The 24,750-nt window shown below is 61.3% G+C and carries 22 protein-coding genes; 11 read left to right on the top strand and 11 right to left on the bottom strand.

The window, feature by feature from the left end; all coding sequences use genetic code 11:
- Nucleotides 1–173 precede the first annotated feature (173 nt).
- Genes Q0936_RS17430 through ilvN form a run of 3 tightly spaced genes read left to right on the top strand, consistent with a single transcriptional unit; the run spans nt 174 to nt 3,027 of the window.
- Entirely contained in the window at nt 174–1,925 is a 1,752-nt protein-coding gene (locus Q0936_RS17430) for an acetolactate synthase 3 large subunit (protein ID WP_299296298.1), read from the top strand.
- Nucleotides 1,922–2,467 (top strand): hypothetical protein, encoded by a 546-nt coding sequence (locus tag Q0936_RS17425; RefSeq protein ID WP_299296296.1) that lies wholly within the window; start codon nt 1,922–1,924, stop codon nt 2,465–2,467. The genes Q0936_RS17430 and Q0936_RS17425 overlap by 4 nt, the downstream gene beginning before the upstream one ends.
- Entirely contained in the window at nt 2,467–3,027 is a 561-nt protein-coding gene (gene ilvN, locus Q0936_RS17420) for an acetolactate synthase small subunit (protein WP_299145641.1), read from the top strand. Before Q0936_RS17425 ends, ilvN begins: the two co-directional genes overlap by 1 nt.
- Here ilvN and Q0936_RS17415 read toward each other — a convergent pair.
- Nucleotides 3,024–3,878, bottom strand: coding sequence for a helix-turn-helix transcriptional regulator (locus Q0936_RS17415; protein ID WP_363323289.1), 855 nt, complete (start codon nt 3,876–3,878; stop codon nt 3,024–3,026). The two genes, ilvN and Q0936_RS17415, sit on opposite strands and share 4 nt — an antisense overlap.
- 170 nt (nt 3,879–4,048) lie before the next feature.
- Between Q0936_RS17415 and Q0936_RS17410 the strand changes: the two genes are divergently transcribed.
- The 3 genes from Q0936_RS17410 (at nt 4,049) to Q0936_RS17400 (ending at nt 5,918) form a co-directional block, all read left to right on the top strand.
- Nucleotides 4,049–4,411, top strand: a complete 363-nt coding sequence (locus Q0936_RS17410; protein WP_299296294.1) for a hypothetical protein — start codon at nt 4,049–4,051, stop codon at nt 4,409–4,411.
- Nucleotides 4,412–4,521: 110 nt separating this feature from the next.
- Nucleotides 4,522–5,682 (top strand): aromatic ring-hydroxylating dioxygenase subunit alpha, encoded by a 1,161-nt coding sequence (locus Q0936_RS17405; RefSeq protein WP_299296332.1) that lies wholly within the window; start codon nt 4,522–4,524, stop codon nt 5,680–5,682.
- Nucleotides 5,679–5,918, top strand: coding sequence for a hypothetical protein (locus Q0936_RS17400; protein WP_299145637.1), 240 nt, complete (start codon nt 5,679–5,681; stop codon nt 5,916–5,918). Before Q0936_RS17405 ends, Q0936_RS17400 begins: the two co-directional genes overlap by 4 nt.
- Here Q0936_RS17400 and Q0936_RS17395 read toward each other — a convergent pair.
- The 6 genes from Q0936_RS17395 to Q0936_RS17370 all read right to left on the bottom strand — a co-directional run bounded on the left by Q0936_RS17395 (nt 5,894) and on the right by Q0936_RS17370 (nt 14,463).
- Nucleotides 5,894–6,688, bottom strand: a complete 795-nt coding sequence (locus Q0936_RS17395) for a DUF2189 domain-containing protein (protein ID WP_299296291.1) — start codon at nt 6,686–6,688, stop codon at nt 5,894–5,896. The genes Q0936_RS17400 and Q0936_RS17395 overlap by 25 nt on opposite strands.
- Complete coding sequence (locus Q0936_RS17390) at nt 6,685–8,115, bottom strand: amidase (protein ID WP_299296289.1); 1,431 nt, start codon at nt 8,113–8,115, stop codon at nt 6,685–6,687. The genes Q0936_RS17395 and Q0936_RS17390 overlap by 4 nt, the downstream gene beginning before the upstream one ends.
- Before the next feature lie 39 nt (nt 8,116–8,154).
- Nucleotides 8,155–9,279, bottom strand: coding sequence for a peptide chain release factor 2 (prfB, locus tag Q0936_RS17385; RefSeq protein ID WP_299296285.1), 1,125 nt, complete (start codon nt 9,277–9,279; stop codon nt 8,155–8,157).
- A gap of 160 nt (nt 9,280–9,439) precedes the next feature.
- Nucleotides 9,440–11,950 (bottom strand): penicillin-binding protein 1A, encoded by a 2,511-nt coding sequence (locus tag Q0936_RS17380; protein ID WP_299296281.1) that lies wholly within the window; start codon nt 11,948–11,950, stop codon nt 9,440–9,442.
- 105 nt (nt 11,951–12,055) lie between these two features.
- The gene (locus tag Q0936_RS17375; RefSeq protein ID WP_299296278.1) at nt 12,056–13,264 is read right to left on the bottom strand and encodes an N-acetylmuramoyl-L-alanine amidase; all 1,209 of its coding nucleotides are present in this window, start codon (nt 13,262–13,264) and stop codon (nt 12,056–12,058) included.
- A 56-nt stretch (nt 13,265–13,320) separates the two neighbouring features.
- On the bottom strand, nt 13,321–14,463 hold the full coding sequence (locus Q0936_RS17370) for an aminotransferase class I/II-fold pyridoxal phosphate-dependent enzyme (protein ID WP_299296275.1): 1,143 nt from the start codon (nt 14,461–14,463) through the stop codon (nt 13,321–13,323).
- Nucleotides 14,464–14,485: 22 nt separating this feature from the next.
- On the opposite strand from Q0936_RS17370, the gene Q0936_RS17365 reads away from it, so the two are divergent.
- Nucleotides 14,486–15,832: a M48 family metalloprotease gene (locus tag Q0936_RS17365; protein ID WP_299296273.1), complete on the top strand. Its 1,347-nt coding sequence runs from the start codon at nt 14,486–14,488 to the stop codon at nt 15,830–15,832.
- Nucleotides 15,833–15,837: 5 nt separating this feature from the next.
- The gene (locus Q0936_RS17360; protein ID WP_299296271.1) at nt 15,838–16,581 is read left to right on the top strand and encodes a DsbA family protein; all 744 of its coding nucleotides are present in this window, start codon (nt 15,838–15,840) and stop codon (nt 16,579–16,581) included.
- 93 nt (nt 16,582–16,674) lie between these two features.
- Here the strand turns inward: Q0936_RS17360 and ispG are convergent, their stop codons facing one another.
- The 3 genes from ispG to hemA form a co-directional block, all read right to left on the bottom strand.
- Nucleotides 16,675–17,808, bottom strand: a complete 1,134-nt coding sequence (ispG, locus tag Q0936_RS17355; RefSeq protein WP_299294045.1) for a flavodoxin-dependent (E)-4-hydroxy-3-methylbut-2-enyl-diphosphate synthase — start codon at nt 17,806–17,808, stop codon at nt 16,675–16,677.
- 79 nt (nt 17,809–17,887) lie between these two features.
- The gene (locus Q0936_RS17350; RefSeq protein ID WP_299145619.1) at nt 17,888–19,099 is read right to left on the bottom strand and encodes a helix-turn-helix domain-containing protein; all 1,212 of its coding nucleotides are present in this window, start codon (nt 19,097–19,099) and stop codon (nt 17,888–17,890) included.
- A gap of 111 nt (nt 19,100–19,210) precedes the next feature.
- Entirely contained in the window at nt 19,211–20,434 is a 1,224-nt protein-coding gene (hemA, locus tag Q0936_RS17345) for a 5-aminolevulinate synthase (RefSeq protein WP_299145617.1), read from the bottom strand.
- Nucleotides 20,435–20,675: 241 nt separating this feature from the next.
- Here hemA and Q0936_RS17340 point away from each other — a divergent pair, with 241 nt between their 5' ends.
- Together Q0936_RS17340 and Q0936_RS17335 are read left to right on the top strand one after the other, a co-directional pair.
- Nucleotides 20,676–22,046 (top strand): M20/M25/M40 family metallo-hydrolase, encoded by a 1,371-nt coding sequence (locus Q0936_RS17340; RefSeq protein ID WP_299294043.1) that lies wholly within the window; start codon nt 20,676–20,678, stop codon nt 22,044–22,046.
- Between the two features lie 26 nt (nt 22,047–22,072).
- A complete protein-coding gene (locus Q0936_RS17335; RefSeq protein WP_299294041.1) occupies nt 22,073–22,927 on the top strand; it encodes an alpha/beta hydrolase in 855 nt (284 codons plus the stop codon).
- A 9-nt stretch (nt 22,928–22,936) separates the two neighbouring features.
- On the opposite strand, the gene Q0936_RS17330 is transcribed toward Q0936_RS17335, so the two are convergent.
- A complete protein-coding gene (locus Q0936_RS17330; RefSeq protein ID WP_299294039.1) occupies nt 22,937–23,809 on the bottom strand; it encodes a glycosyltransferase family 2 protein in 873 nt (290 codons plus the stop codon).
- Nucleotides 23,810–23,900: 91 nt separating this feature from the next.
- Here Q0936_RS17330 and Q0936_RS17325 point away from each other — a divergent pair, with 91 nt between their 5' ends.
- On the top strand, nt 23,901–24,656 hold the full coding sequence (locus Q0936_RS17325; RefSeq protein WP_299294037.1) for a hypothetical protein: 756 nt from the start codon (nt 23,901–23,903) through the stop codon (nt 24,654–24,656).
- Nucleotides 24,657–24,750: the final 94 nt, after the last annotated feature.

Genomic DNA, 24,750 nt, shown 5'->3' with positions numbered 1-24,750 from the left:
ATAGTGTCCCGTCACGCACAAGAGGGCCTCAGGCTGTGACAGAACTAGTCGTCATTGTAGGATCAACGCGCATGGGCCGGTAACGGATTTCCAGACCAAGACCCATGCGCCCCCGAACACCGGGGGTTTTTTTATGCGCAAAACCAGAGACCGCAATATCGGAGTACGCGGATATGACACGTCAAATGACCGGAGCGAAAATGGTGGTTCAGGCCCTTATAGATCAGGGTGTGGACACAGTATTCGGATACCCCGGTGGCGCCGTCCTACCCATTTATGACGAGGTCTTTCAGCAGAACTCGATCAAGCACATTCTGGTGCGGCACGAACAGGGTGCTGTGCACGCCGCCGAAGGATACGCGCGCGCAACCGGCAAACCCGGCGTGTGCCTCGTGACATCCGGTCCGGGTGCGACCAATGCTGTGACCGGCCTGACGGACGCGTTGATGGACAGCATCCCGATCATCGTTCTGACGGGTCAGGTACCGACATTCATGATCGGCTCTGACGCCTTTCAAGAGGCCGACACCGTGGGCATCACCCGCCCCTGCACCAAGCACAACTGGCTGGTGAAAGAGACCGACAAGCTGTCCGACGTACTGCACGAGGCGTTTCACGTGTCGACATCCGGCCGTCCCGGCCCCGTGCTGGTCGACATCCCCAAGGATGTGCAGTTTGCCACCGGGTCCTACAGCGCGCCCAAGCCGTCGACGTCCCATTACCAACCGCAGGTCAAGGGCGACATGGAGGCGATCACGGAACTGGTGGCTGCCATCGAAACGGCCAAACGTCCGGTGTTTTACACCGGCGGCGGTGTGGTCAATTCCGGGCCCGGTGCCAGCCAACTGTTGCGCGAGCTGGTGGATGCCACCGGTTTCCCGATCACGTCGACACTCATGGGGTTGGGCTGCTATCCCGCCAGTGGCGACCGCTGGCTGGGCATGTTGGGCATGCACGGTCTTTATGAGGCCAACATGGCAATGCACGGCTGCGATCTGATGATCAATATCGGCGCGCGGTTTGACGACCGCATCACTGGCCGCATCGACGCCTTTAGCCCCAAGTCGAAAAAAGCGCATATCGACATCGATCCATCGTCGATCAACAAAGTGATCAAGGCCGACATCCCCATCGTTGGCGATGTGGGCCACGTTCTCGAAGACATCCTCAAGGTCTGGAAATCGCGCGGTCGCAAGACCAACAGCGAAGCCGTGGCCAAGTGGTGGTCGCAGATTGATGAGTGGAAAACTGTCGATTGCCTCAAGTTCGAGCAAAAAGGCAAGGTGATCAAACCGCAATACGCGCTGGAACGGCTCGAGGCGCTGACCAAGGATCACGACCGTTACATCTGTACCGAGGTGGGCCAGCACCAGATGTGGGCCGCGCAATATCTGGGCTTCGAAGACCCAAACCGGTGGATGACATCCGGGGGTTTGGGCACGATGGGCTACGGTTTCCCTGCGTCGATCGGCGTACAGATGGGGCACCCGGATGCGCTGGTGATCAACGTCGCCGGTGAGGCGTCGTGGCTGATGAACATGCAGGAACTGGGCACCGCGATGCAGTTCAACCTGCCTGTGAAACAGTTCATCCTGAACAACGAACGCCTCGGCATGGTGCGCCAGTGGCAAGAACTCTTGCACGGCGAGAGGTATTCGCATTCCTGGTCCGAAAGCCTGCCTGACTTCGTGAAACTGGCCGAAGCCTTTGGCGCGAAGGGCATCATTTGTTCCGACCCTGACGATCTGGATGACGCGATCATGGAAATGATCAATCACGACGGGCCGGTGTTGTTCGACTGTCTGGTGGAGAAACACGAAAACTGCTTCCCCATGATCCCATCAGGCAAGGCGCACAACGAGATGCTTTTGGGCGAGGCCGAAACGCAGGGTGTCATTGATGCCAAGGGGAGTGTTTTGGTGTGAAACCTCTGGCCACTGGAGTTTCGACCACAGTGTTGAGCAGCCTGCTAGCGGCCTGTGCTGTTGAACCGACAATTATGGCCATGGAATCCAGTTCTCGTATCTCAAGAGACCCGGAACTGACGAGACGTGCGATGACGGGAAATACTTTGGGTGATTTTTCGTCTTTACACGGTTCTCAGTACACGTTTCATGCAGAGAACGGTCAGACTTTCCTATGGTATCCGGGAAACTCGAAGATTGTGAAAGGCCAATGGAAGCTACTCGTGCAAGACGATGGAAAGCCAGTCCGTTGCTACAAATATAGTTCGAATAGCTATAATCCCGTGACGGGGCTGCGCAGCGGACCATGGCGTTGCGTGCAGTTTTCAGGCTCTGAATTCCAAGGTTCTCGGATCATTGTCGGCGATCCTTTTGAACTGGCAAGCGGTCGAATTCCATTCCGTATGCAAAAACTAGAACACATACCTCCGCGCGAAATCGCAGAGCGCATTGGGATAAGACCAGAAAATCTCAAAACCATCACATCGGTAGGTCAACTATAATGTCAGCCCTAAAACTCAAAAAAGGCTCCACCAGCCACTCCGCCTATAACCTACGCCCCACATTTTCGGACGTGGTGGAGAAACACACCCTCGCCGTCTTGGTCGAAAACGAACCGGGCGTGCTGGCCCGTGTCATCGGTCTGTTCTCGGGGCGTGGCTATAACATCGAAAGCCTGACTGTCGCCGAAGTGGACCATCAGGGGCATCTGAGCCGGATCACGATTGTGACGGCGGGCACGCCGCAGGTGATCGAACAGATCAAGGCGCAGTTGGGCCGCATCGTGTCCGTTCACGAAGTCCACGACCTCACCGTCGAAGGGCCATCGGTCGAGCGCGAGCTCGCCATGTTCAAGGTCTCGGGCAAGGGCGACAAACGGGTCGAGGCGCTGCGGCTGGCGGATATTTTCCGTGCCAATGTGGTCGACAGCACGCTGGAGACATTTGTGTTCGAAATCACCGGAGCACCGGAAAAGATCGACGCCTTTGCCGATCTGATGCGCCCGCTGGGCCTGACCGAAGTGGCGCGCACGGGCGTTGCCGCCCTGCCCCGCGGCGATTAACGAAACGCCGCGTCGGGCTGCAGCAACCTTTGATGGAACGGCAGCAGCTCGTCGACGGTGCAATAGCCGCCTGATTTGCAAGCTTCCTTGGCGCGGCCAATATCTGTGCCAAGGTGCTCATAGACCATACGCACCACACGTTCGGCATCGGGCATATCCCGCACCGTCCGCGCCACGTATCCCACCCAATAGTTGTTCTCAAAAGACGTCACACGGCTGAGAAAGTTGAACGACGCAGTCATGGCATCCTTGCGCGAGATCATCGCAGATACGCCATCCTCATGGCGTACCACCAACCCGCGAAACTCCCGCGCATCGCGGTTCATACCAAGGCCCTGAGCCTCCATCGCCGCGCGCGCCTCGTAACCGCGCACGAAAGTCGCCCCGCCATCGCGGAACACCCACACCAGACCAACGACAAACCGATCCCGGTCCAGAAAACTGCGCCTAGAAAAGCGGTAAAAGCCTGACGGAAAGATGCTGTCGGACACGGTTTCGACGCCTGCGCCCAGAAATTTACCAAGGAACGGACCGGTGATCGGGTCATGCCCGGACGAGATACCCGAAACAGGTTCCAGCAGCACGCGCGCGTCCACTTTGAAAAAGCCGCAGATGCGCGCCAACACATCGGGACGCGGGAAACTTTCGCCGGACAAATAGCGGTTGAATTGCGTGCGGTTGATACCCAACTGGCGGGACAGCTCCGAGATGGACGGGTATTTTTGAGCAAGAATCCGCAGATTCTCGCCGAACATGCTGCGCAATTCCGCCGGTGATCTGCGCATTTCTGTCATAACTGTCTCTTCTTCGATCGCCAATAGAGCAGGTGAATTTCGCAACGTGACGCTCATTACACTGCATTTTTTTGCGTACTGACGCGTTTTAGCGTCAGGGGTGACGCCGAAATGCAACCAGACGATACCCGTATGGACACAAAATGCAAGCGCACGTTGCCGACTTAGCCATGTATTACACGTCTATAATTGAGTTTGATGATACCCGTCCAACTTTGGGTAGAAACATGATTGGTGTAATTCTCTGGAGCGATGCAGCCGACCAAAAGGCTGTCATTTGGTGTGAAGACCAAGGTGACCTCGCGTTTCTGGCAAATCCAGAACTTGCGGAGTGTGCTGATCCGTTCTTTCAGGTCGGTGACGTTGTCGAGTTTGACGTTCGAACCGAGCGTAATCTGCGTCTGGCGCGGAATACCAACCGGATCGAACATACGATGGGACATGCGTTGGCGGATGGACTGCGTTCGTTGGCGGACACGCCAAACGAGGCGGCGGGGCCCGCAGAAACGGCCGAGATCATCCCGTTTCGCATCGAACACGCGACGCGACCACTGCCGGGTGCCATCCCACAGCAACAACGGCGGGGTTGACGACGCGCCGGGCCCGACGCGTCGCACCGTGTCGGGTTCGGTAAAGTCTGGTCGAAATTGCGCATGCAGCGTCTGAACTGCCCGGTATGCTGGCACAAAGCTTGCCGGAGATGCTCATGGACAGGACAGACCTCAGCGCGGTGCAGCGCCCCATCAACGCGGCGCATGGCTTGCCCAACGCACACTATACTGACCCACACATCTATGACGAAGAGCGCGCGGCCCTTTTGATGTCCGGCTGGTCCGGGTTGGCCGTGGCGTCGGACGTGCCCGAGCCGGGCGATGCACAGCCCCTGACGTTCCTGGGCATACCGTTGTTGTTGATCCGCGACACATCTGGCGCTGTTCGAGTGTTTCACAACATTTGCCGTCACCGGGGTATGATTTTGGTCGACGCCCCGCGCAAGATCGAGGGGGCCATTCGGTGCCCCTATCACAGTTGGTGCTATTCCACATCGGGTCGCCTCGTGTCGACGCCACATGTGGGCGGTCCGGGTCAGAACACAGCGGACGGTATTGACCGCGCCCTCTTGGGCTTGATCGAAGTGCGCAGTCACATCTGGATGGACGTGGTCTGGATCAATCTGGACGGTGACGCACTGGCCTTTGAGGTCGCCAATGCCGATCTGTTGGCCCGCTGGGCCGAGTTTGACAAACCGCTCTATCACGGCGGCGCAGACAGCAGGTTTCAGCTGACCGTCCAGTGCAACTGGAAACTGGCGGTCGAAAACTACTGCGAGAGCTATCATTTGCCGTGGGTGCATCCGGGATTAAACAGCTATTCGCGTCTCGAAGACCACTATCACATCGAGGCCCCTGGCGCGTTTTCCGGGCAAGGCACAGTGGTCTACCGCCAACTGACGGGCGAGGATGGCACCACGTTTCCGGATTTCGAGGGCCTGGCGCCCAAATGGGACACCGCGGCTGAATACATCACCGCCTATCCAAACGTGTTGTTGGGTGTGCACCGCGACCATACGTTTGCAATCATTCTCGTGCCGCAAGGGCCCAGCGAGACGGTGGAAAACATCCATCTCTACTATGCCCGTCCCGACACCGATGCCGATTTGCGCGCGCGCAATACCGAACAGTGGAAACTGGTGTTCGAAGAGGACATCTTTGTCGTTGAGGGCATGCAGCGCGGACGCCACACACCGGCCTTTGACGGGGGGCGGTTCTCGCCCGCGATGGACGGGCCGACGCATCTGTTCCACGATTGGGTGGCAGGCCGCATGGCACGCCACCGCGCCAAACCACACGCGGCGGAATGACGGACCTGGATGACCGATTGCTGGCCGCACATGCACAGAATGCGGCAACAGATCTGGTCGACCTCTATCAGGAGGCAGCAGAGGGCGCGTCAGACGATGCCGCGCGCAGCTTTTTCCTCACCCAAGCCTATGTGTTTGCGTTGGAAACGGCGCATGTGGATGCCGCGCACTTGCGTGCTGCACTGGCCGAGATGGGCAGCGAACCCGCAGATCAGCGCGCGCCCGACGCGACCTGAGCATAGATGTGCCACGATGCGTGCCCCAACCATGGCAACACCACCAAAAGCCCCAACAGGGCGGGCAACATCGCCAGAAACAGCAGGGCTGCGATCAACATGGCCCACCCCAGCATCGGCGCACCCCACGTTCGCGCATAGGACAGGCTGGCCAGCATCGCCGTGACATAGTCGACCTCACGCGCCAACAGCAGCGGCAGGCCCAGCACGCAGATACCAAAGAACAGCAGTGCAAAGGCCCCGCCCACACCAGTGCCAAGCGCCAGCATCATCAGCCCGTCCACACTCAGGAACACGTCGAGCGACGTCGTGACGTTGACCATTGGTTTCAGCCCCAGAAACAGGGCAAAGATCATGTGACCGAGAAAGAACCAGAACAGCAAGGCCACCACCAGCAACATCGACAGCCATGGCAATTGGCGACCCTGTTCGGCCCGCAAACGTCTGAAAACCGCGCCCACGTCCGTTGGCAGCCCCGCACCGATACGGCGTGACACCTCATACGTGCCAAGCGCGCACAGCGGGGCCACCAGCGGAAAGCCGAACACCGCAAGGATCAGCCAAAACGTATGCCCCGCCCAAAGTGTTAGGCCCAACAACACCCATCCCGCAAACATGGCCGCCGCACCTGTGAGCAGTCCAAACATCGGAGCTGTACGAAAGTCCTGCCAACCGGCGCGCAGCGCGTGCCCGATAAATCCCTTTGGTGGTGCCTGAAACGATGGCAGACCCTGGGGCAGATCGAGGTGCGGTGCGTCGGCAGTGGTCAAGGCTGTTGGTTCTCCACCTGGTTGACTTGCGGCGGGCGTTGACTGGGCCAGTTGGTCTCTGTGTGCCAGCGGTCCGCAAGGCGCAGCAACATCGCATCACTGCCCCGTTTTCCGATCAGTTGCAGACCCATCGGCAGATCGTCTGGCCCGCCAAACCCCACGGGGATGTTGACCACAGGCAAACCGAGCAAGCTGGCCGCAATCACAACCTCCATCCATCTGTGGTAGGTGTCCATCGCATGCCCCGCGATCTCGCGCGGCCAATCCAGCGTCACGTCAAAGGGCCACATCTGCGCCGACGGCAACGCCAGAACGTCGTAGCGTTCAAACAGTTGCGCCGCCGTCTGGAACCACGCGGTCCTGTCCACACTCGCCTTGTGCACATCGGTTGCAGACAGGGCGAGGCCCCGTTCGATTTCCCAGATGGCTGCCGGTTTGAGGGCATCGCGCTGCGCGGGGTCCGCATAGATCGGCGCCAATCCACCAGCCACCGCCCAACTGCGCAGGGTGATCCATGACTGCCATATGGTATCCCGGTCAAAGGGGGCCGCCAGCGCATCGACCTGCATGCCCATCCCTTCCATCTCGGTCAATGCCCCCGCGCAGAGGTCAAGCACCCCAGTGTCCATCCGCAGCGCGCCGCCCCAATCGGCCAGCCAACCCAGACGCAGCGCACCAATCGGCTGGTCCATCTGGTCCAAGGCGGTGGCCTGGGTCAGACCATGTGGTTGTCGCGGGTCTGGCCCAGCCATTGTGTCCAGCAACGCCGCAAGGTCACGCGGGTTGCGCGCCATTGGGCCATTGGTGGCCAGTTGATGCAAAAAGCTGTCGCCCGCAGGCTCCGATGGCACCAAACCCCAACTGGGCCGCATACCATAGACGTTGTTCCACGCCGCCGGATTGCGCAGCGACCCCATCATGTCGGACCCGTCCGCGACACTCAGCATCCCTGTGGCCAGCGCAACCCCTGCCCCGCCCGATGAACCACCCGCACTGCGCGTCAGCTCATAGGGATTGCGGGTTGCGCCAAAAACGGGGTTATAGCTGTGCGAACCCAGCCCAAATTCCGGCGTGTTCGTCTTGCCAATCACAATCGCTCCGGCGGCACGCATCCGGGCCACGGCAATATCGTCAGCCGCTGCAACTTGCCCGGCAAAAAGGGGCGAACCCATAGACGTGGGCAGCCCCGCCGCATGCGCCAGGTCCTTGACCGCAATCGGGATGCCATGCAGCCAGCCCTTTGCAGGTTGCGCATCTGCGGCGCGGGCCTCTGCCATCAGTGTATCCGCGTCGCGCAGCGCGACAATCGCGTTGACGGACCCATTGACCGCGTCGATCCGTGCCAGCGTTTCGGCCATGAGGTCTTGGGCGGTCAACTCACCCGCATCCATACGCGCCCGCAGCGCCAATGCTCCAGCCTCGATCATTCTGTCCTCCTGCCGGGTCACGCCCACCCGAACGGCGCGCTAGTCCCCCTGCGCCTCGGCCCGCGACTTGCCCGACACATCCATCGCCAGGGTCGCCGCCATGAACCCATCCAGATCACCGTCCAGCACACCCTTGGTATCAGAGGTCTCGTGGTTAGTGCGCAGATCCTTGACCATCTGGTAGGGCTGCAAAACATAAGACCGGATCTGATTGCCCCAGCCCGCGTCGCCCTTGGCATCATGCGCCTCGTTGATGGCCGCGTTCCGCTTGTCCAGCTCAAGCTGGTACAAACGAGATTTCAACGCCTTCATCGCGATATCGCGGTTCTGGTGCTGGGATTTCTCGGAACTGGTGACGACGATCCCCGTGGGTGCGTGGGTGATCCGCACTGCGGAATCGGTTGTGTTCACGTGCTGACCACCAGCGCCCGATGACCGGTAGGTGTCAATGCGAATGTCCGCCGGGTTCACCTCGATCTCGATGTTGTCGTCCACAACCGGGTACACCCAGACGGAACTAAAGGACGTGTGCCGCTTGGCCGCACTGTCATAGGGGCTGATGCGCACAAGGCGGTGCACACCGCTCTCGGACTTCAGCCAGCCATATGCATTGGTGCCGGTGATCTTGTACGTGGCCGACTTGATCCCCGCCTCGTCGCCCGCGGTTTCGGATTGCAGCTCGACCTTGTACCCCTGCTTTTCCGCCCAACGCACATACATGCGCGCCAGCATCGACGCCCAATCGCAGCTTTCCGTGCCGCCAGCACCTGCGTTTATCTCAAGAAAAGTGTCGTTGCCATCGGCCTCGCCATCCAAGAGCGCCTCAAGTTCCTTTTGCGCCGCCGTCACCGCCAACGTCTTGATCGCAGCCTCGGCATCGTTGATGACCTCGGTGTCCTCTTCCATTTCGCCCAGTTCGATCAACTCAATATTGTCGGCAAGGTCCTGCTTGATCCGGTCATGCGTTTCGATGGCGTCGACCAGCATCTGACGGTCCCGCATCAGCTTTTGCGCGGCGTCCGGGTTATCCCACAGGTTGGGGTCCTCGACCCGCGCGTTGAACTCCTCAAGCCGATGCGGCGCCGTCTCGACGTCCAGCCGTTGCGCCAGCAAAGCCACGGATTTCTCAATCTCGCCAACGATGTTCTGTATTTCGGCGCGCATCTCAAATCCCCTGCAGTCCAGAGCCTTGAGATAGCCCATGGCCGGGTGCGCCACAAGGTCAGTCGCGCGACGTGGCTCACACTAAGAAACGTCTACGGGACGGTGGGTGGGGCGAATTTGGCGCGGGCCGCAGGCACGCACCAAAGAGCGTCACACAGCGTCAGTAAAGCCCGCCGGAACTGAGTGTTCCGAAATTGGCCTTTGGCCCGACAACCGCCTTCTTGCCGGTCGATGTGGTAACCTGACGGCCACCGCCGCCCGCCTCTTCAAACAGCGGCAAATCGGCCCCCATGGCAAAACCACCATCAAAGGTGATGCCGAATGTCGGCTCTTCGCCGTCGCGGAAATATTCCGCCACAACATTGTCGCCCGTTGCCGTATCGCTCAGGCGCGCGCCGGTGAACCGGTCAATCTTGATGAACCGCCCGCCGTCCGGCACCTCAAATGCGCCGCCGCCGTATTTGTTGATCGCCTCACGCATAAAGGTCGAGAACACGGGGCCACACATCCCACCACCCGATGCGCCTTTGCCCAGCGAACGCGGCTGGTCATAGCCGATATAGCATCCGGCAACGATGTTGGACGAAAAGCCGACAAACCACACATCCTTTGCGTCATTTGTGGTGCCAGTCTTGCCCGCAACCGGCACCGGCAGTTTGACCGTCTTGGCCGCAGTCCCGCGATCGACAACACCCTTCATCATCGACGTCAGCTGATAGGCGGTGATCGGGTCCATCACCCGCTCGCGGTCAGAAATCACCCGTGGCGCAAATCCCGGATCGAGGCTGGCCAGTTGCGTGCAATCGCGGCACTCGCGCTCGTCATGGCGATACACAGTGCGACCAAAACGGTCCTGAACCCGGTCCACCAATGTCGGCTGCACGCGCTCGCCCCCATTGGCAAACATCGCATAGGCCGACACCATCTGGTACAGCGTCGTCTCTTCCGCCCCCAGCGAGTTGGCAAGGAACGGCCCCATGTTGTCATAGACGCCAAACCGTTCGGCGTAATCCGCCACAACTTCCATCCCGACCTCTTCGGCCAAACGAATGGTCATCAGGTTCCGCGACCGTTCGATACCCGTCCGCAGCGGCGTGGGGCCATAGAACTTGTTGGACGAATTGCGCGGACGCCACAGTCCTTGGGGCGTGTTGATCTCGATGGGGGCATCGACCACAATTGTCGCCGGGCTATAGCCACTGTCGAGTGCCGCCGCATAGACAAAGGGTTTGAACGACGAGCCGGGCTGCCGTTTTGCCTGCGTGGCGCGGTTAAAGACCGAGTGCTGATAGCTGAACCCGCCCTGCATCGCGATCACGCGGCCCGTGTTCACGTCCATCGCAACAAACCCGCCCTGCACGCGCGGCACCTGCCGCAGCGTCCAGCGGATGAACGACCCGTCGTTGTCTGCCGTCATGGCCCGCACGTGGACAACGTCGCCCACTTCGAAATTGTCGACAAAGCTGCCTTTGACCCACTTGATGTCGTCGCGCGGCACAACCGGTTCCGGTTCGTCCTCGGTCCAGCCTTCGATGCCCACGCGCATCTGCCGGTCGCCAACGTCCAGCACCACCGCAGGACGCCACACACCATTCAGGTTGATGTCGCGCGCCACGCTCACATTCGCAAGCGCGTCGGACCAATTCTCCAGTGCGCTGGCCTCGATGGTTTTGCCGGTGCCGCGCCACACACCCTGCCCCCGGTCATAGGCTTCCAACTGGCGCCGCAACGCCTTGGCCGCCACCGGCTGCATTTCGGCGTCAATGGTCGCTCGCACGGTGTAGCCACCGGTAAAGAACTCGCCCTCACCAAAATCCTCGCTCAACTGGCGGCGGATTTCGTCGGTAAAGTAGTCACGCGGCGGCAGTTCGGCCTTGAAGCTGTCAAAGTCACCGTTCTGGACGGACCGCAGCGGCATCGCCATCTCGGTCTCATAGGTCGCAACATCCAGATACCCGTTTTCCATCATTTCCTTGAGCACAAAGTTCCGGCGCGACAGCAGCCGTTCCTTGCGGCGCACGGGATGGAAATCCGAAGGTGCCTTGGGCAAAGACGCAAGGAAGGCCGCCTCGTGCGGGGCCAGTTCACTCAGCGTCTTGTTGAAATAGGTCTGGCTGGCCGCCGCCACCCCATAGGAATTCTGGCCCAGGAAAATCTCGTTCATATAGAGTTCGAGGATCTTTTCCTTGGTCAGCGCCTCTTCGACGCGGGCGGCGAGGATGATTTCCTTGATCTTGCGTTCGGCCTGACGGTCGCCCGACAGCAAAAAGTTTTTCATCACCTGTTGCGTGATGGTCGAGGCGCCGCGCACATCACGGCCCCGGCTGCGCACCGCGTCGTAAGCGGCGGACCCGATCCCGCGCAGGTCATAGCCGTCATGGGTGTAGAAATTTTTGTCCTCGGCACTGATGAACGCCTGTTTGACCAGATCGGGGATCGTGTCCGCAGGCGCAAACAAGCGGCGCTCCTGGGCGAACTCGTCGATGATCTGACCTTCGCCGGAATAGATGCGGCTGATCGTGGCTGGTTGATACTGCGCCAGCGACTCGTGACTGGGCAAATCGCGCCCGTACATCCAGAACACCGCCCCCACAGACAGCGCCACCATGGCCGCCCCCATGGTGATGGTGGTGAAAATCCCGCCAAAGAAGGACAAAATGAACCGAAACATGACCGCTCGCACCTGTTTTGCAAAGGTTGCTTTGGCGCTCAGGTATACGCGACACGCCAAGGGGCGTCAAAAGCGATCTCAGGCGCAATCTCGCCGATGTGAACGCTATTGCCGCACCAACGGGCGGATCGCCAGATCATCGTCGCGCCATTGCAGGATGCCAGCGGCCAGCGCCTCGACCATAACCGCGCGCCAGACGGGGTCGCGCAGGTTGGCCAGATCGCGCGGATCCGACAGAAATCCGACCTCAATCAGCACCGACGGGATGTCCGCGCTCTTGAGCACGGAGAACGCCGCCTCGCGCAGCGGACGTTTGTTCATCGGCCCGCCTGCCGCGGCCATGCTCTCGATCAGCGCGGCGGCCAGCGTGCCTGTGCGTGGCATCGTTTCGGTGCGGGCCAGATCCATCAGCACCGACGCCACCTGATCATCCGTGCCACTCAGGTCCACACCTGCCAGAATATCGGCACGGTCGTGCTGCGCCGCCAGTTGTGCTGACGCGGCATCGCTGGCTTTTTCCGACAACGTGTAGACCGTGGCCCCCCGCGCCTGCCCCTGGCTCAGCGCATCGGCGTGCAGCGAAACAAACGCATCCGCGCCCACCTGATGGGCCAGCGCCACACGTCCGGGCAAGGACACAAAGACATCGCGGTCCCGCGTCAGAAACACTTCGACCCCGCCAGCCCGACGCAACACGTCGCGCAGCGCCAACCCGATATCCAGCATCAACTCTTTTTCGCTGGTGGTATCGCGCACTGCGCCGGGATCAACGCCTCCATGGCCGGGATCAATCACCACGACAAAGCTGTCCTGCTGTGCCGCGCGCGGCGGATCAGCGGCCTGCGCGCCCCAATCGGCATCCAGCGGACCACCGGCCTGGGCGGCAAATTCTTCTGCGGTGGCCGTTCTGAGCGCAATGGTCAGTGCCGCACGCCCGCTGGACGCCTCAACCGGCATCCCGATTTCCTCAGGCAGCATCAGCGTCGACAAATCCGCCACCAACCGCGACCAACCGGGCCGAAATGTGCCAAAGCGCACGGCAGAGACACGCCCCGGCTCGGGCAAGAGCGCCTCTGCGGATACACCGCCGAAATCAACCTCGCGGAAATCCACCACCAAACGGGCGGGATTATCCAGCACAAAGACCCGGAATGGCACGCCCTGGCTCAGCCCAAGCGTCAGCTCGGTCCCGCCGAACCACCCGTCCTCGATACTGCTGGCATCCAGATCGACACGGGCCAGACCCGACAGATCCTGCGCATGGCACGACAGCGCCATCACCCACATCATACATGCGACGAAAAATGCCCGCATCACACCGCCCTTTTTCGCTCAGCATAGGCCAAAGCCAGGACGGCGTGAATCCCCCTTCAGCGTTCGGCCATGAATTTCGCCAAACGTGCCAGCCCCTCGGTGATGTCCTCGGTGCTGCGCGCATAGGAAAACCGCAATGTGTGATGCCCCCGTACCGGATCGAAATCGAGGCCCGGTGTGACAGCAACGCCAGCCTTGTCCAGAATTTCGGCGGCAAAGGCGCGGCTGTCGTCAGTCAGGTCAGACACGTCCGCATAAACATAGAACGCCCCGTCAGGCGGCGCGATCTTGGAAAACCCGGCCTTGGGCAAACTGTCGAGCATGAGCGAGCGATTGACGCGGTAGACGGCCATGTTGCCTTCCAACTCATCCGTGGCATCCATGGCGGCAAGTGCTGCCACCTGGCTGGCATGAGACGCACAGATGAACATGTTTTGTGCAATCCGTTCGATCACGCGGACATGATCGTCCGGCACGACCATCCAGCCCACGCGCCAGCCGGTCATCGAAAAGTACTTGGAAAAGGAATTGATCACATAGACATCGTCGCTGACATTCAGCGCACTGACTGCTTTGGCCTCGTATTCAATGCCGTGGTAAATCTCATCGCTGATAAAACTGGCACCTGCCCCTTGGGCGGCGTCCACCAGCGCACCCATGGCGGCACGGTCGAGCATGGTGCCGGAGGGGTTGGCCGGGGACGCAACCAACAGACCGGCAAGGTCGAGACCCGCAAAGTCGGACGGCACCGGCTGCAACCTGTGTTCGGTCGCCGTGGGCAGATCGACCGGCACAAATCCCAACCCCTTGAGAATTTGCCTGTAGCTTGGATATCCCGGCGCGCCGATCCCCACCTTGTCGCCACTGTCAAACAGCGCGTTGAACGCCAATATGAATCCCCCCGACGCCCCCGGCGTGATGACCACGCGGTCGGGGTTGAGGTCGATGTCATACCACTCACCATAAAGCCGCGCGATCCGCGCCCGAAGCGCCGGCAACCCCAGCGCCACCGTGTAGCCCAAAGGCCCCGCCGCCATCGCGTCTTGCAGTGCGCGGATTGCCGCCTGTGGCGCACCGGTGCCGGGCTGGCCAACTTCCATGTGAATAATATGACGTCCAGCGTCCTCGGCGGCGCGAGCGGCCTCCATCACGTCCATCACAATAAACGGATCGACGTTGCTGCGGGTTGAGGTTCGCATGGGCACTCCTATGATCTGGGCCATGACCTTTCATACCCTTGCACGCTGCACGTCAATCCTGTTCCTCAGCCTGACCCTGACGTTGGTCACGGCCCTACCGGGGCGCGCGGTGTCGTTGCTGCGCGATGCGGATATGGAATACGCGCTGGCCCAGGTGGCGGCCCCGGTGCTCAAGGCCGCAGGGCTGAGTGCAACGCGGACCAAGATCCTGGTCGTCAACGACGGCACTCTGAACGCCTTTGTGGTGGGCAATGACGCCATTTTCATCCACTCGGGCCTGCTGAGCCGGATGGAAAGGGCCGACATGCTGCAAGCGGTGATTGCCCATGAGGCGGCGCATATCGCCAACGGGCACATCACGCGGCGCCTTGGCAATCTCGGCAATGCGCGGACGGCAGCCAGCCTTGGCACCGCGCTGGCCCTGATCGCTGCGGCGGCAGGATCAGGCGAAGGGGCGGCCGCCATCGCCCTTGGCACACAAAGCGCTGCACAACGCGCGTTTTTCCGCCACACCCGCGCCGAAGAAAGTGCAGCCGACCAATCCGGCGCGCGTTACCTGCGCAGCGCAGGCATTTCCCTGTCCGGCATGGCCGATGTGTTTCGCCTGTTTCGCGGTCAGGAAGTCTTGTCGGAACAGCGCCAAGACCCCTATGTGCGGTCGCATCCCCTCAGCCGTGACCGTTTGCGCGCAATCCAGGCCTATTCCGCCGCCTACCCGAGCGGTTCGGCGGACACGGCCTCCTACGACTATTGGTTTGCACGGGCCAAGGGCAAACTGACCGCCTTTACCCGCCGCTCAAGCTGGACGCTGAACCGGTTGGGCGAAACCGGCTACCGCGACATCGCCTATATGCGCGAGGCCGCCGCCCGGCACCGCGATTCCCAGACACGCAAGGCGCTTGCTGCTGTCGACAAGGCCATCGCGCTGCGCCCGAAGGATCCGTTTTACTATGATCTCAAGGCGCAAATCCTGATGGAGACGCGCAATTTCGAAGCCGCCGCAAACCAATCGGCACGTGCGGTGAACCTGCGGCCTCGCGACGGGTTGCTGTTGGCCAGCTATGGCCGCGCGCTTTTGGCCAGTGGCAAGACCAGCGCGGCGCTGAGCGCATTGGAACGCGCCCGTGCCATTGATTTCCGCGACGGATCCATGCTGCGCGATCTGTCGGTTGCCTATGCCAAAACCGGCCAACGCGGGATGGCATCGCTGATCACCGCCGAACGATATGCCCTGACGGGCCGCCTGAAAGACGCAGGCATCCACGCCAAACGCGCAACCGGCCTGCTGGCCGAAGGGTCCGGCCCTTGGCAAAGGGCGCATGATGTGCTCCTTGCGTCTGAACGCGCTGAAAAAAAGAAACGGAGATAACGCCCATGTTTCGCACTCTTGCCACTTCCGCACTTGCCCTTGCGCTGGCGTTGCCCGCGTCCGCGCTGGATCTCAGCAATCTGAGCGCCGAAGAACGCGCGATCTTCCGCGAAGAAATCCGCACCTACCTGCTCGACAATCCCGAGATCATCATGGAGGCCGTTGGTGTCCTGGAGGCGCGGGAAGCCGCGGCACAGGCACAGGCCGATCTGAACCTGGTGAGCGACAATGCCGCCGAGCTTTTTGATGACGGCTTTAGCTTTGTGGGCGGCAACCCGGACGGGGACATCACGCTGGTCGAGTTCCTCGACTACCGCTGCGGGTTTTGCAAACGCGCCCATGGTGAAGTGGCCAAGATGCTGGAAACGGACGGAAAAATCCGCCTAATCGTGAAAGAATTCCCGATCCTGGGCGAGCAATCCTTGCTGGCGTCCAGGTTTGCCGTGGCCACCAAGCAGGTTGCGGGGCCGGACGCCTATAAAGGGTTAAACGATGCGCTGATGACCATGAACGGGGACGTCAACATGCGCAGTCTGCGCCGGATGGCGTCGACCTTTGGTCTGGATGCGGATGCCATCGAGGCGCGGATGGACAGCCCCGAAGTGACGGAAGAAATCCGCCGCACCCGCGCATTGGCGCAACGGTTACAGATCACCGGCACGCCCACGTTCGTGTTGCAGGACGAGTTGCTGCGCGGGTTCCTGCCCTATGATGAGATGATGGCGCTGGTGGCTGAAAAGCGGGGGTGATTTGGTTTCGCCGCGCTGACGCTGCGGCGACCGACCGGGGGCTCTGCCCCCGGACCCCCGGAGTTTATTTGGCAAAGTGAATGAGCAGGCCCGCTATTGCGCGGCCTGGGCATTTGCGGCCGCGGCGGCATCCAGTTCGGCGGCTTTCTTTTCGACCTGTTCCACGATGTGTTCGACCATGGTTGCATTGTCCTGTTTGTGGCTTTGCTGCCCGGCCAGATAGACCATGCCGTGCCCGGCTCCGCCGCCGGTGAAGCCCACATCGGTCATCAGTGCCTCACCCGGTCCGTTGACCACGCAGCCGATGATGCTCAGTGACATCGGCGTTTTGATATGGGCCAGGCGATCCTCGAGGATTTCGACGGTTTTGATCACGTCGAACCCCTGCCGCGCGCAGCTGGGGCAGGAAATGATGTTCACGCCGCGGTGGCGCAGGCCAAGTGACTTCAGGATTTCATAGCCGACCTTGACCTCTTCGACCGGGTCGGCGCTGAGGCTGACGCGGATCGTGTCGCCAATGCCCATCCACAGCAAGTTGCCCAGGCCAATGGCCGATTTGATGGTGCCGGAGGTCAGCCCACCCGCTTCGGTGATCCCGAGATGGATGGGCGCGTCCGTGGCTTCGGCCAGTTGCTGGTAGGCGGCAGCGGCCATGAACACATCCGATGCTTTGCAGCTGATCTTGAACTCGTGAAAATCGTTGTCCTGCAGGATCTTGATGTGATCGAGACCGGATTCCACCATCGCGTCGGGGGTCGGCTCGCCGTATTTGTCGAGCAGGTGCTTTTCCAGACTGCCCGCGTTCACGCCAATCCGGATTGAGCAGTTGTTGTCACGCGCGGCCTTGATGACTTCCTTGACGCGCTTTTCATCGCCGATATTGCCCGGATTGATCCGCAGGCAGGCGGCACCGGCTTCGGCGGCTTCGATGCCGCGTTTGTAGTGAAAATGGATGTCGGCCACCAAAGGCACCGGGCTTTCGCGGACAATCTCGTGCATGGCCCGGGAACTGTCCTGATCGGGGACGGAGACGCGAACGATGTCAGCGCCCGCCTCTGCCGCCGCCTGGATCTGGTCGATGGTCGCCTTGGCGTCCGTGGTCAGGGTGTTGGTCATTGTCTGCACCGTGATCGGCGCGTCGCCCCCCACGGGCACGTTGCCCACCATGATCTGACGGCTTTCGCGTCGGTAGATGTTACGCCAGGGACGGATGTGGTTCAGCGACATGCCAGAAGCCTTGCAATTCAGGACCAGTTGTCAGGCAAGATAGACAGGCGCGCGCGCTGCGGCAATGGGCTGCGTCGCTTTAGTCTGCGGGTTGGGTGACGGCGAGCGCCTTGGCCTCGGCGTAGCGGGTCAACCCTTCGTCGCTGTCCACATCAACGGGCAGATAGGTCTCTTTCAACCCGGCGATTTCCAGCGGCAGGTTGGATGTCACGGAGCCGGCGGGGCCAACAGGGCCATAGAACTTGTCGTTCATGGCAAAATAGATCGCGCCGCTTTCGCCCGTGCGCAATGTGGGCGCCTCTTCGGTCAGCGGAGCCTCCCAGGTGTCGCCGGGCTGCATTGTCGCCTCGTAGATCACCGTACCGTCGGCGGCACGCACACGCACCCATGACGGGCGCACTGCAACCATCGTCAGTGCGGGGGCCACGTCTTCGACAACTTGCGGGACTGCCAGATCGGACAGTGCCGGATCATCGGACAGTGCCGCCGTCAATGTCGACGCATCAGGCGCATCAAAGGTTGGCGCAGCAAATGTGCCCAACTCGCGCGGGTCCAGCGTGGCAATGGGCGCATCGCGCGCCACCAGAACCGGCACGTCCAACGCCTGCGGACGGTAGAGGCGGTCCAGCACATCGGCGCGTGGCACATTCACGTCGGGCGTGAGCTCCACGTCCTGCGGGGCCGCACCACTCAGCGGGTCCAGATCAGACAGAACCACGGGCGTCTGTTCGACCGGCGCAACCTGCACGCGCTGCACTTCTTGCAACACCGAATAGCCGCCAAATCCAATACCGCCGATCAGCGCCAGCAGAACCAGCGAAGACCCAATGGCGCGCGGCTCGATCCGGGACCAGATGGCCTCTCCGGCTGGGACAAAGGGTGTGGCGGGTGCTGCAAAGATATCAGCGCCGGGACCTTTGCCCAGACGTTCTTCGCGCGATGGTTTCTTGACCACGGAGGCCTCGGCAGACATGCCGTGCGCCACCGAAAACCCGCTTTCGGCGCAGAACGCAGCAAAAGCCCGGTCGGGATCCATGTTCAGGTAGCGGGCATAAGAGCGGACGTAACCGGCAATGAAACCCGGTGTGTCAAAGGCGTCGGGATCGCATCCCTCGATGGCGGCGATATAGCTGGCCTTGATCCGCAATTCGCGCTGCACATCCAACAGGGATTTGCCCAGCGTGGCACGTTCGCCGCGCATGATGTCACCCAGACGCAGTTCAAAGTCGTCAAAGCCTTTTGGCTCTGCGACCTCTGTGTCTTTGATGATGCCGGATTTGCGCCCGATCATGCCGCTGCCCCACTTTTCACGCGTTAACGAACCCACACCACTCGATTCGCCCTGCCGCTTTTGTTTAACAGACGGTAACACATGGCAACGGAATTTGCGAATTTTAGTGAATTATCCGGTGCTTTCGGCGCGATTCAGCGCACAGTGAGACCACAATTTATCCATTGCGTGCACCAATGCATCGACTTCACGCGGACCATGCACCGGCGACGGTGTGAACCGCAAACGCTCGGTGCCGCGCGGCACTGTCGGAAAATTGATCGGTTGCACGTAAATGCCATGCTCTTCGAGCAGCATATCGCTCAGCATTTTGGTGTGCACCGGATTGCCCACCATCACCGGGACAATGTGGCTGCCGTGATCGATGATCGGCAGGCCCATCCCCTTGAGGCGCAACTTGAGCGTCTTGGCCTGGGCCTGATGATCGGCGCGCAGGTTTTCTGCTGTCTTGAGAAAGGCAACAGAGGCCGCGGCACCCGCCGCCACCGCAGGCGGCAAGGACGTGGTAAAGATAAAGCCCGGCGCATAGGACCGGATGGCGTCGCACATCTTGGCACTGGCTGCGATATAGCCGCCCATGACGCCATACGCCTTGGCCAACGTGCCGTTGATGATGTCGATACGGTCCATCAGGCCGTCACGTTCCGCAACACCGCCGCCGCGTGGGCCGTACATGCCGACGGCGTGCACTTCGTCGATATAGGTCAGCGCGCCAAATTCATCCGCGAGGTCGCACAGCGCCTCGATGGGGCCGAAATCGCCGTCCATGGAATAGATGGATTCAAACGCGATCAGCTTGGGCGCCGCCGGGTCATCCGCCTCGAGCAGCGCGCGCAGGTGATCCAGATCGTTGTGGCGGAACACACGTTTGGCACCGCCATTGCGGCGCACCCCTTCGATCATCGAGGCGTGGTTCAACGCATCGGAATAGATGATGAGACCGGGAAACAGCTTGGGCAGCGTGCTCAGCGTCGCGTCATTGGCGATATAGGCACTGGTAAAGAGCAGAGCGGCTTCCTTGGCGTGCAGGTCGGCCAGCTCGGCCTCCAGCCGTTTGTGATAGACCGTTGTGCCGGAGATGTTGCGCGTGCCGCCCGACCCGGCGCCTGTGGCGTCAATCGCCTCGTGCATGGCCTGCAACACCACGGGGTTCTGGCCCATGCCCAGATAGTCATTGCCGCACCACACCGTGATCGGCGACTTCGACCCGTCGGGGCGCGTCCACGTCGCATGCGGGAACTGGCCCTTTTGGCGTTCGATGTCGATGAAGGTCCGATACCGGCCTTCGTCATGCAGGCGTTGCAGGGCATCATCCAGTTGGGCGGTATAGTCCACGCGAGGCTCCATCTTGGTCGTTGTCCGTGCGCCACAGCGCCCGAACGTCTTAGAATGAATATAGACTGCACTTTCGCCCTTCAATGCTAATCAAATGCGCGTCATGTCGCAGGTCCGGTATTCCCGACCGCTGATGCCAGTGCGCGCGCACCCGCGCATTGACCCAAATCAATTGCCCCTCTGGACACTGCGCCGCGCGCCGCTACTCTCGTCGCAGCCACCCAAACAGCCCGGAGCCCCCATGACCCTCGACGCCGTCCTTTCCCGCATCGACACCGACCTGCCACAGGCCACCGACCGCCTGATGGAGTTGCTGCGCATCCCGTCGATCTCGACCGACCCCGCGTTCAAGGACCACTGCCAAACCGCCGCTGACTGGCTGGTGGCCGATCTGCAAAGCATCGGCATCGACGCAGAAAAACGGGCCACACCGGGTCACCCCATGGTCATTGGCCATGTCGAGGGCGACGGGCCACACCTGCTGTTTTACGGCCACTACGATGTCCAACCTGTGGACCCGCTGGAGCTGTGGGACCGAGACCCGTTTGATCCGCAACTCGAAGACACCCCGGCCGGGCAAGTCATCCGTGGGCGCGGATCATCCGACGACAAAGGGCAGTTGATGACCTTTGTCGAAGCCTGTCGCGCATGGAAGGCCGAACATGGCACCCTGCCCTGTCGCATCACGTTCTTCTTCGAGGGTGAAGAGGAAAGCGGTTCGCCCTCTCTGGTGCCCTTCATGCAGGAAAACGCGGACGAGCTGAAATCCGACCTCGCCCTGATCTGTGACACCGGCCTGTTCGAATCGCGGGTGCCTGCGATTGTCACCATGCTGCGCGGCCTGCTGGGCGAGGAATTGACCGTCACCGCGCCCGACAAGGATCTCCATTCGGGGATGTATGGCGGTGTCGCCATGAACCCGATCCGCGTCCTGACCCGTATTCTCGCCTCTCTGCACGACGATCAGGGGCGTGTGACCGTACCGGGGTTCTACGATGGCGTGACCGAACTGCCGGACGCGATCCGCAGCCAGTGGCAGGGCCTGTCCTTTGATCATGCGACGTTTCTGGGTGACGTTGGCCTGTCCGAACCGGCAGGCGAACAGGACCGCACCCCGATCGAAATGATCTGGTCGCGACCCACCTGCGACGTGAACGGCATCTGGGGCGGCTATACCGGTGACGGGTTCAAGACGGTGCTGCCCAGCGAAGCACACGCCAAGGTCAGCTTTCGCCTCGTGGGCGATCAGGACCCGCACAAGATCCGCGAAAGCTTCCGCAAGATGGTTCAGGACGCCCTGCCCGCCGATTGCACCGTGACATTCAAGGGCCACGGCGCGGGTCAGGCATCGACCACGGAAACCAGCGATCCAGCATTCGAGGCGGCCCGCGTTGCATTGAGCGACGAATGGAACATCCCCGCCGCCTATGTGGGCTGCGGCGGGTCGATCCCAATTGCGGGCCATTTTCAGGACATCCTCGGCACAACGCCCATGCTGGTGGGATTTGGCCGGGACGATGACCAGATCCACTCGCCCAATGAAAAATATGACCTCGAAAGCTTCCACAAAGGCATCCGCAGCTGGGCGCGTATCCTCGCGGCCCTCAGCTAAGGCACCGACCGCAAAGGATCAGGCCCATGCCCGTTTTCCACGCCGAGTGCGGCCAAACGATTGCCTATGACATTCAGGGGGACGGCCCGCCCGTCCTTCTGTTGCACGGCTTCCCGCAAAACCGCGCCATGTGGCACGCCATTGCGCCACGGCTGGCGCAGGACTTTACCGTCGTCACCGCAGATTTGCGCGGCTATGGGCTCAGCTCGAACCCCGCCGCGATGGCGGACATGAGCTTTCGCGCCATGGGGCGCGATCAACTCGGGCTCATGCAACACCTTGGATTTGAACGGTTTCACCTGGTGGGACATGACCGGGGCGGACGCACCGCACACCGATTGGCGCTGGATGCCCCCGACGCGCCACTGTCGCTGACGGTCATGGACATCGTGCCAACGCATCTGCTGCTCGACGACCTGACCCAAGAGGTCGCGCGCGCCTACTACCACTGGTTCTTTTTGGCCCAACCCGCGCCCTTTCCCGAAACCATGATCGGTCACGACCCGGATGCCTATTTCCAGAGCTGTCTGGCGGGCTGGGGTGGCGGCATGGCGGGTTTTGACGCAGGCGCACTGGACGCCTATCGCACCTCGTGGCGCAATCCCGATTGCATCCGCACCATGTGCAACGACTACCGCGCGGCAATTGACGTGGACTTTGCGCTGGACGAGGCCGATCTCGGCCGGTCGCTGACCATGCCCGCGATGGTGATGTACGGCGCGGATGGCATCATGGGGCGTGCCTTTGAGGTGCCCGCGACATGGGCCGACCGCCTGACCGACCTGCATCCGGCGGCAATGCCCGGCGGCCATTTCTTTCCCGACACGCACCCGGATGACACCTACCGCGCCCTGCGCGATTTCCTCACCCGCGTGGGATGACCCCACCGATCAGATCGTGCCGACGAACCGCTCCGGCAACACGTATTGCGTGCCATAGTCGGGCCGGTCAAAGTGGTAATACCCGGTGTCGCCGCGCGGTTTGAACGACCTCTGCATCTTGCGCCGCAAGGGGCGCATGTCGAACTCATCCATCATCTCCAGGCCTGCAAAACCTTCGAAGACCGCGCGATCCTCACCACGCGCTTCGGCAAACCAGTGACGCCCGATGGCTGCGTCCTTGACGCCGGCCTGCACTTCTTCGGTCACCTTGTTGCGGTGATCCATCACGCCGACATAGGCACCAAAATCGCAGAACTTCAGGTGCATCAGGTACAGGTCATCCGGCGTAAACAGCTTGTCCGCCTGCGTGAAATGCCCGCCCCGCGCGATCTTGACCGGGGCCGAGATGATGCACGGCTTGGAATAATGCGGGGCTGGCCGCACATGACGGCGCGGGCCGATAATGTGGTCGCTAATCTCGTCCCCTTCGACATCGACGCGGTGAATGACCTCAAGGCCCAGCGGCGTCAGCACCCGCCCCTCGGGCGCGGCTTCCAGAAAATCAAGCAGGCTGCCCCCCGCCTCCGGGTCACGCACCACCAACTCGTCGACATCGCCCACGATCACGTGGCGATAGTACCGCCGCAAACCGCCCACGATATTGTTCAACAGCCCCCAGCGTTTGACGTCGAAATTCTTGTGCGGATCACCGGGGATGCCGATGATGTTGCACCCCGCAGCAAGCTCTGCCGCCTCGGTCCCACGCCCGTGGTTCACGATATAGCAATTCTCGCGCCCGAACATCTCACCGTAGTGGCGCAGCCACGCCTTGAGGAAAAACGCGTCATCACGCACCATGGTTACGGCGGCCACTGTCTGCATCTGTTAAGGTCCTGCTCGGAGTTCGATTTTTCACGCAGTCTAGTGCATCGACCCAAACAAGAGAATCGTTAATTTGCCGCAAAGGCCGCCGATGCCCCTGCCCTCTGACTTTGCCACCACCGGCCTGCACGTGCACCGCACCGGCAGCACCCCCATCACCCGCTATCAGGTGCTGGGCGAACGCTCGTCGGGAACCAACTTTGTCAAACGGCTGCTGGGGCGCAACACCGGCCTGAAACCGACCGAGGCGCTGGGATGGAAACATGCCTTTCCACACATGATGGCCGTGCCCACCGATATGGCTGTGATCGTCGCCGTGCGCCGTGCCGACAGTTGGGCGCGCTCGATGTTCGCGAAACCCTGGCACACCTCCGCCGCGATGCAGGCCATGACCTTTTCGGATTTCATCCGCGCCGAATGGGACACCGTGATCGACCGCCCCCGCTATTTCGAAGGGCTGATCGAACCAGGCACCATCGGCACCCCCCTGCAACAGGACCGCGATCCGGTGACCGGCGCGCGCTTTGCCAACCTCTTTGCCCTGCGCACCGCCAAAATGCGCGCCATGATGTCGATGCTCGACCGCGACTGCACATGCATCGTCCTGCGGATGGAGGACGCGCAAGCCAACCCCCAGAACACGCTGGCCCGGCTGACCGCGGCCCTTGGCACGGATGCCCCGGTGACGCCCTTTCGGCCCGTGGTAAAACGGCTGGGATCGAAATTCAAACCTGCGGTGGACACGCGCCCCGACCTGCCCGCCACATGGGACGCGGCGGACACGGCCCACATGCGCGCGTCCCTCGACACCACGCTCGAAGCGCAGCTCGGATACAGCTATCCTTGACGATGTTCAGGGATGAAAGTGGCGCGGTTGACGGGGCTCGAACCCGCGACCCCCGGCGTGACAGGCCGGTACTCTAACCAACTGAGCTACAACC

It is taken from the genome of uncultured Tateyamaria sp. (genome assembly GCF_947488715.1).
GTDB lineage: Bacteria > Pseudomonadota > Alphaproteobacteria > Rhodobacterales > Rhodobacteraceae > Tateyamaria.
This window is presented reverse-complemented; position numbering and strand designations above follow the sequence as displayed.

Coding starts and splice junctions, on each gene's coding strand:
- Q0936_RS17330 (WP_299294039.1), bottom strand. CDS start 23,809: ATGCAGACAGTGGCCGCCGTAACCATGGTGCGTGATGACGCGTTTTTC.
- Q0936_RS17370 (WP_299296275.1), bottom strand. CDS start 14,463: ATGCGAACCTCAACCCGCAGCAACGTCGATCCGTTTATTGTGATGGAC.
- Q0936_RS17415 (WP_363323289.1), bottom strand. CDS start 3,878: ATGAGCGTCACGTTGCGAAATTCACCTGCTCTATTGGCGATCGAAGAA.
- prfB (WP_299296285.1), bottom strand. CDS start 9,279: ATGCGCGCCGAAATACAGAACATCGTTGGCGAGATTGAGAAATCCGTG.
- Q0936_RS17405 (WP_299296332.1), top strand. CDS start 4,522: ATGCTCATGGACAGGACAGACCTCAGCGCGGTGCAGCGCCCCATCAAC.
- Q0936_RS17375 (WP_299296278.1), bottom strand. CDS start 13,264: ATGCGGGCATTTTTCGTCGCATGTATGATGTGGGTGATGGCGCTGTCG.
- ispG (WP_299294045.1), bottom strand. CDS start 17,808: ATGTCGCTGAACCACATCCGTCCCTGGCGTAACATCTACCGACGCGAA.
- Q0936_RS17335 (WP_299294041.1), top strand. CDS start 22,073: ATGCCCGTTTTCCACGCCGAGTGCGGCCAAACGATTGCCTATGACATT.
- Q0936_RS17410 (WP_299296294.1), top strand. CDS start 4,049: ATGATTGGTGTAATTCTCTGGAGCGATGCAGCCGACCAAAAGGCTGTC.
- Q0936_RS17360 (WP_299296271.1), top strand. CDS start 15,838: ATGTTTCGCACTCTTGCCACTTCCGCACTTGCCCTTGCGCTGGCGTTG.
- ilvN (WP_299145641.1), top strand. CDS start 2,467: ATGTCAGCCCTAAAACTCAAAAAAGGCTCCACCAGCCACTCCGCCTAT.
- Q0936_RS17340 (WP_299294043.1), top strand. CDS start 20,676: ATGACCCTCGACGCCGTCCTTTCCCGCATCGACACCGACCTGCCACAG.
- Q0936_RS17380 (WP_299296281.1), bottom strand. CDS start 11,950: ATGTTTCGGTTCATTTTGTCCTTCTTTGGCGGGATTTTCACCACCATC.
- Q0936_RS17350 (WP_299145619.1), bottom strand. CDS start 19,099: ATGATCGGGCGCAAATCCGGCATCATCAAAGACACAGAGGTCGCAGAG.
- Q0936_RS17400 (WP_299145637.1), top strand. CDS start 5,679: ATGACGGACCTGGATGACCGATTGCTGGCCGCACATGCACAGAATGCG.
- Q0936_RS17365 (WP_299296273.1), top strand. CDS start 14,486: ATGACCTTTCATACCCTTGCACGCTGCACGTCAATCCTGTTCCTCAGC.
- Q0936_RS17390 (WP_299296289.1), bottom strand. CDS start 8,115: ATGATCGAGGCTGGAGCATTGGCGCTGCGGGCGCGTATGGATGCGGGT.
- Q0936_RS17430 (WP_299296298.1), top strand. CDS start 174: ATGACACGTCAAATGACCGGAGCGAAAATGGTGGTTCAGGCCCTTATA.
- Q0936_RS17325 (WP_299294037.1), top strand. CDS start 23,901: ATGCCCCTGCCCTCTGACTTTGCCACCACCGGCCTGCACGTGCACCGC.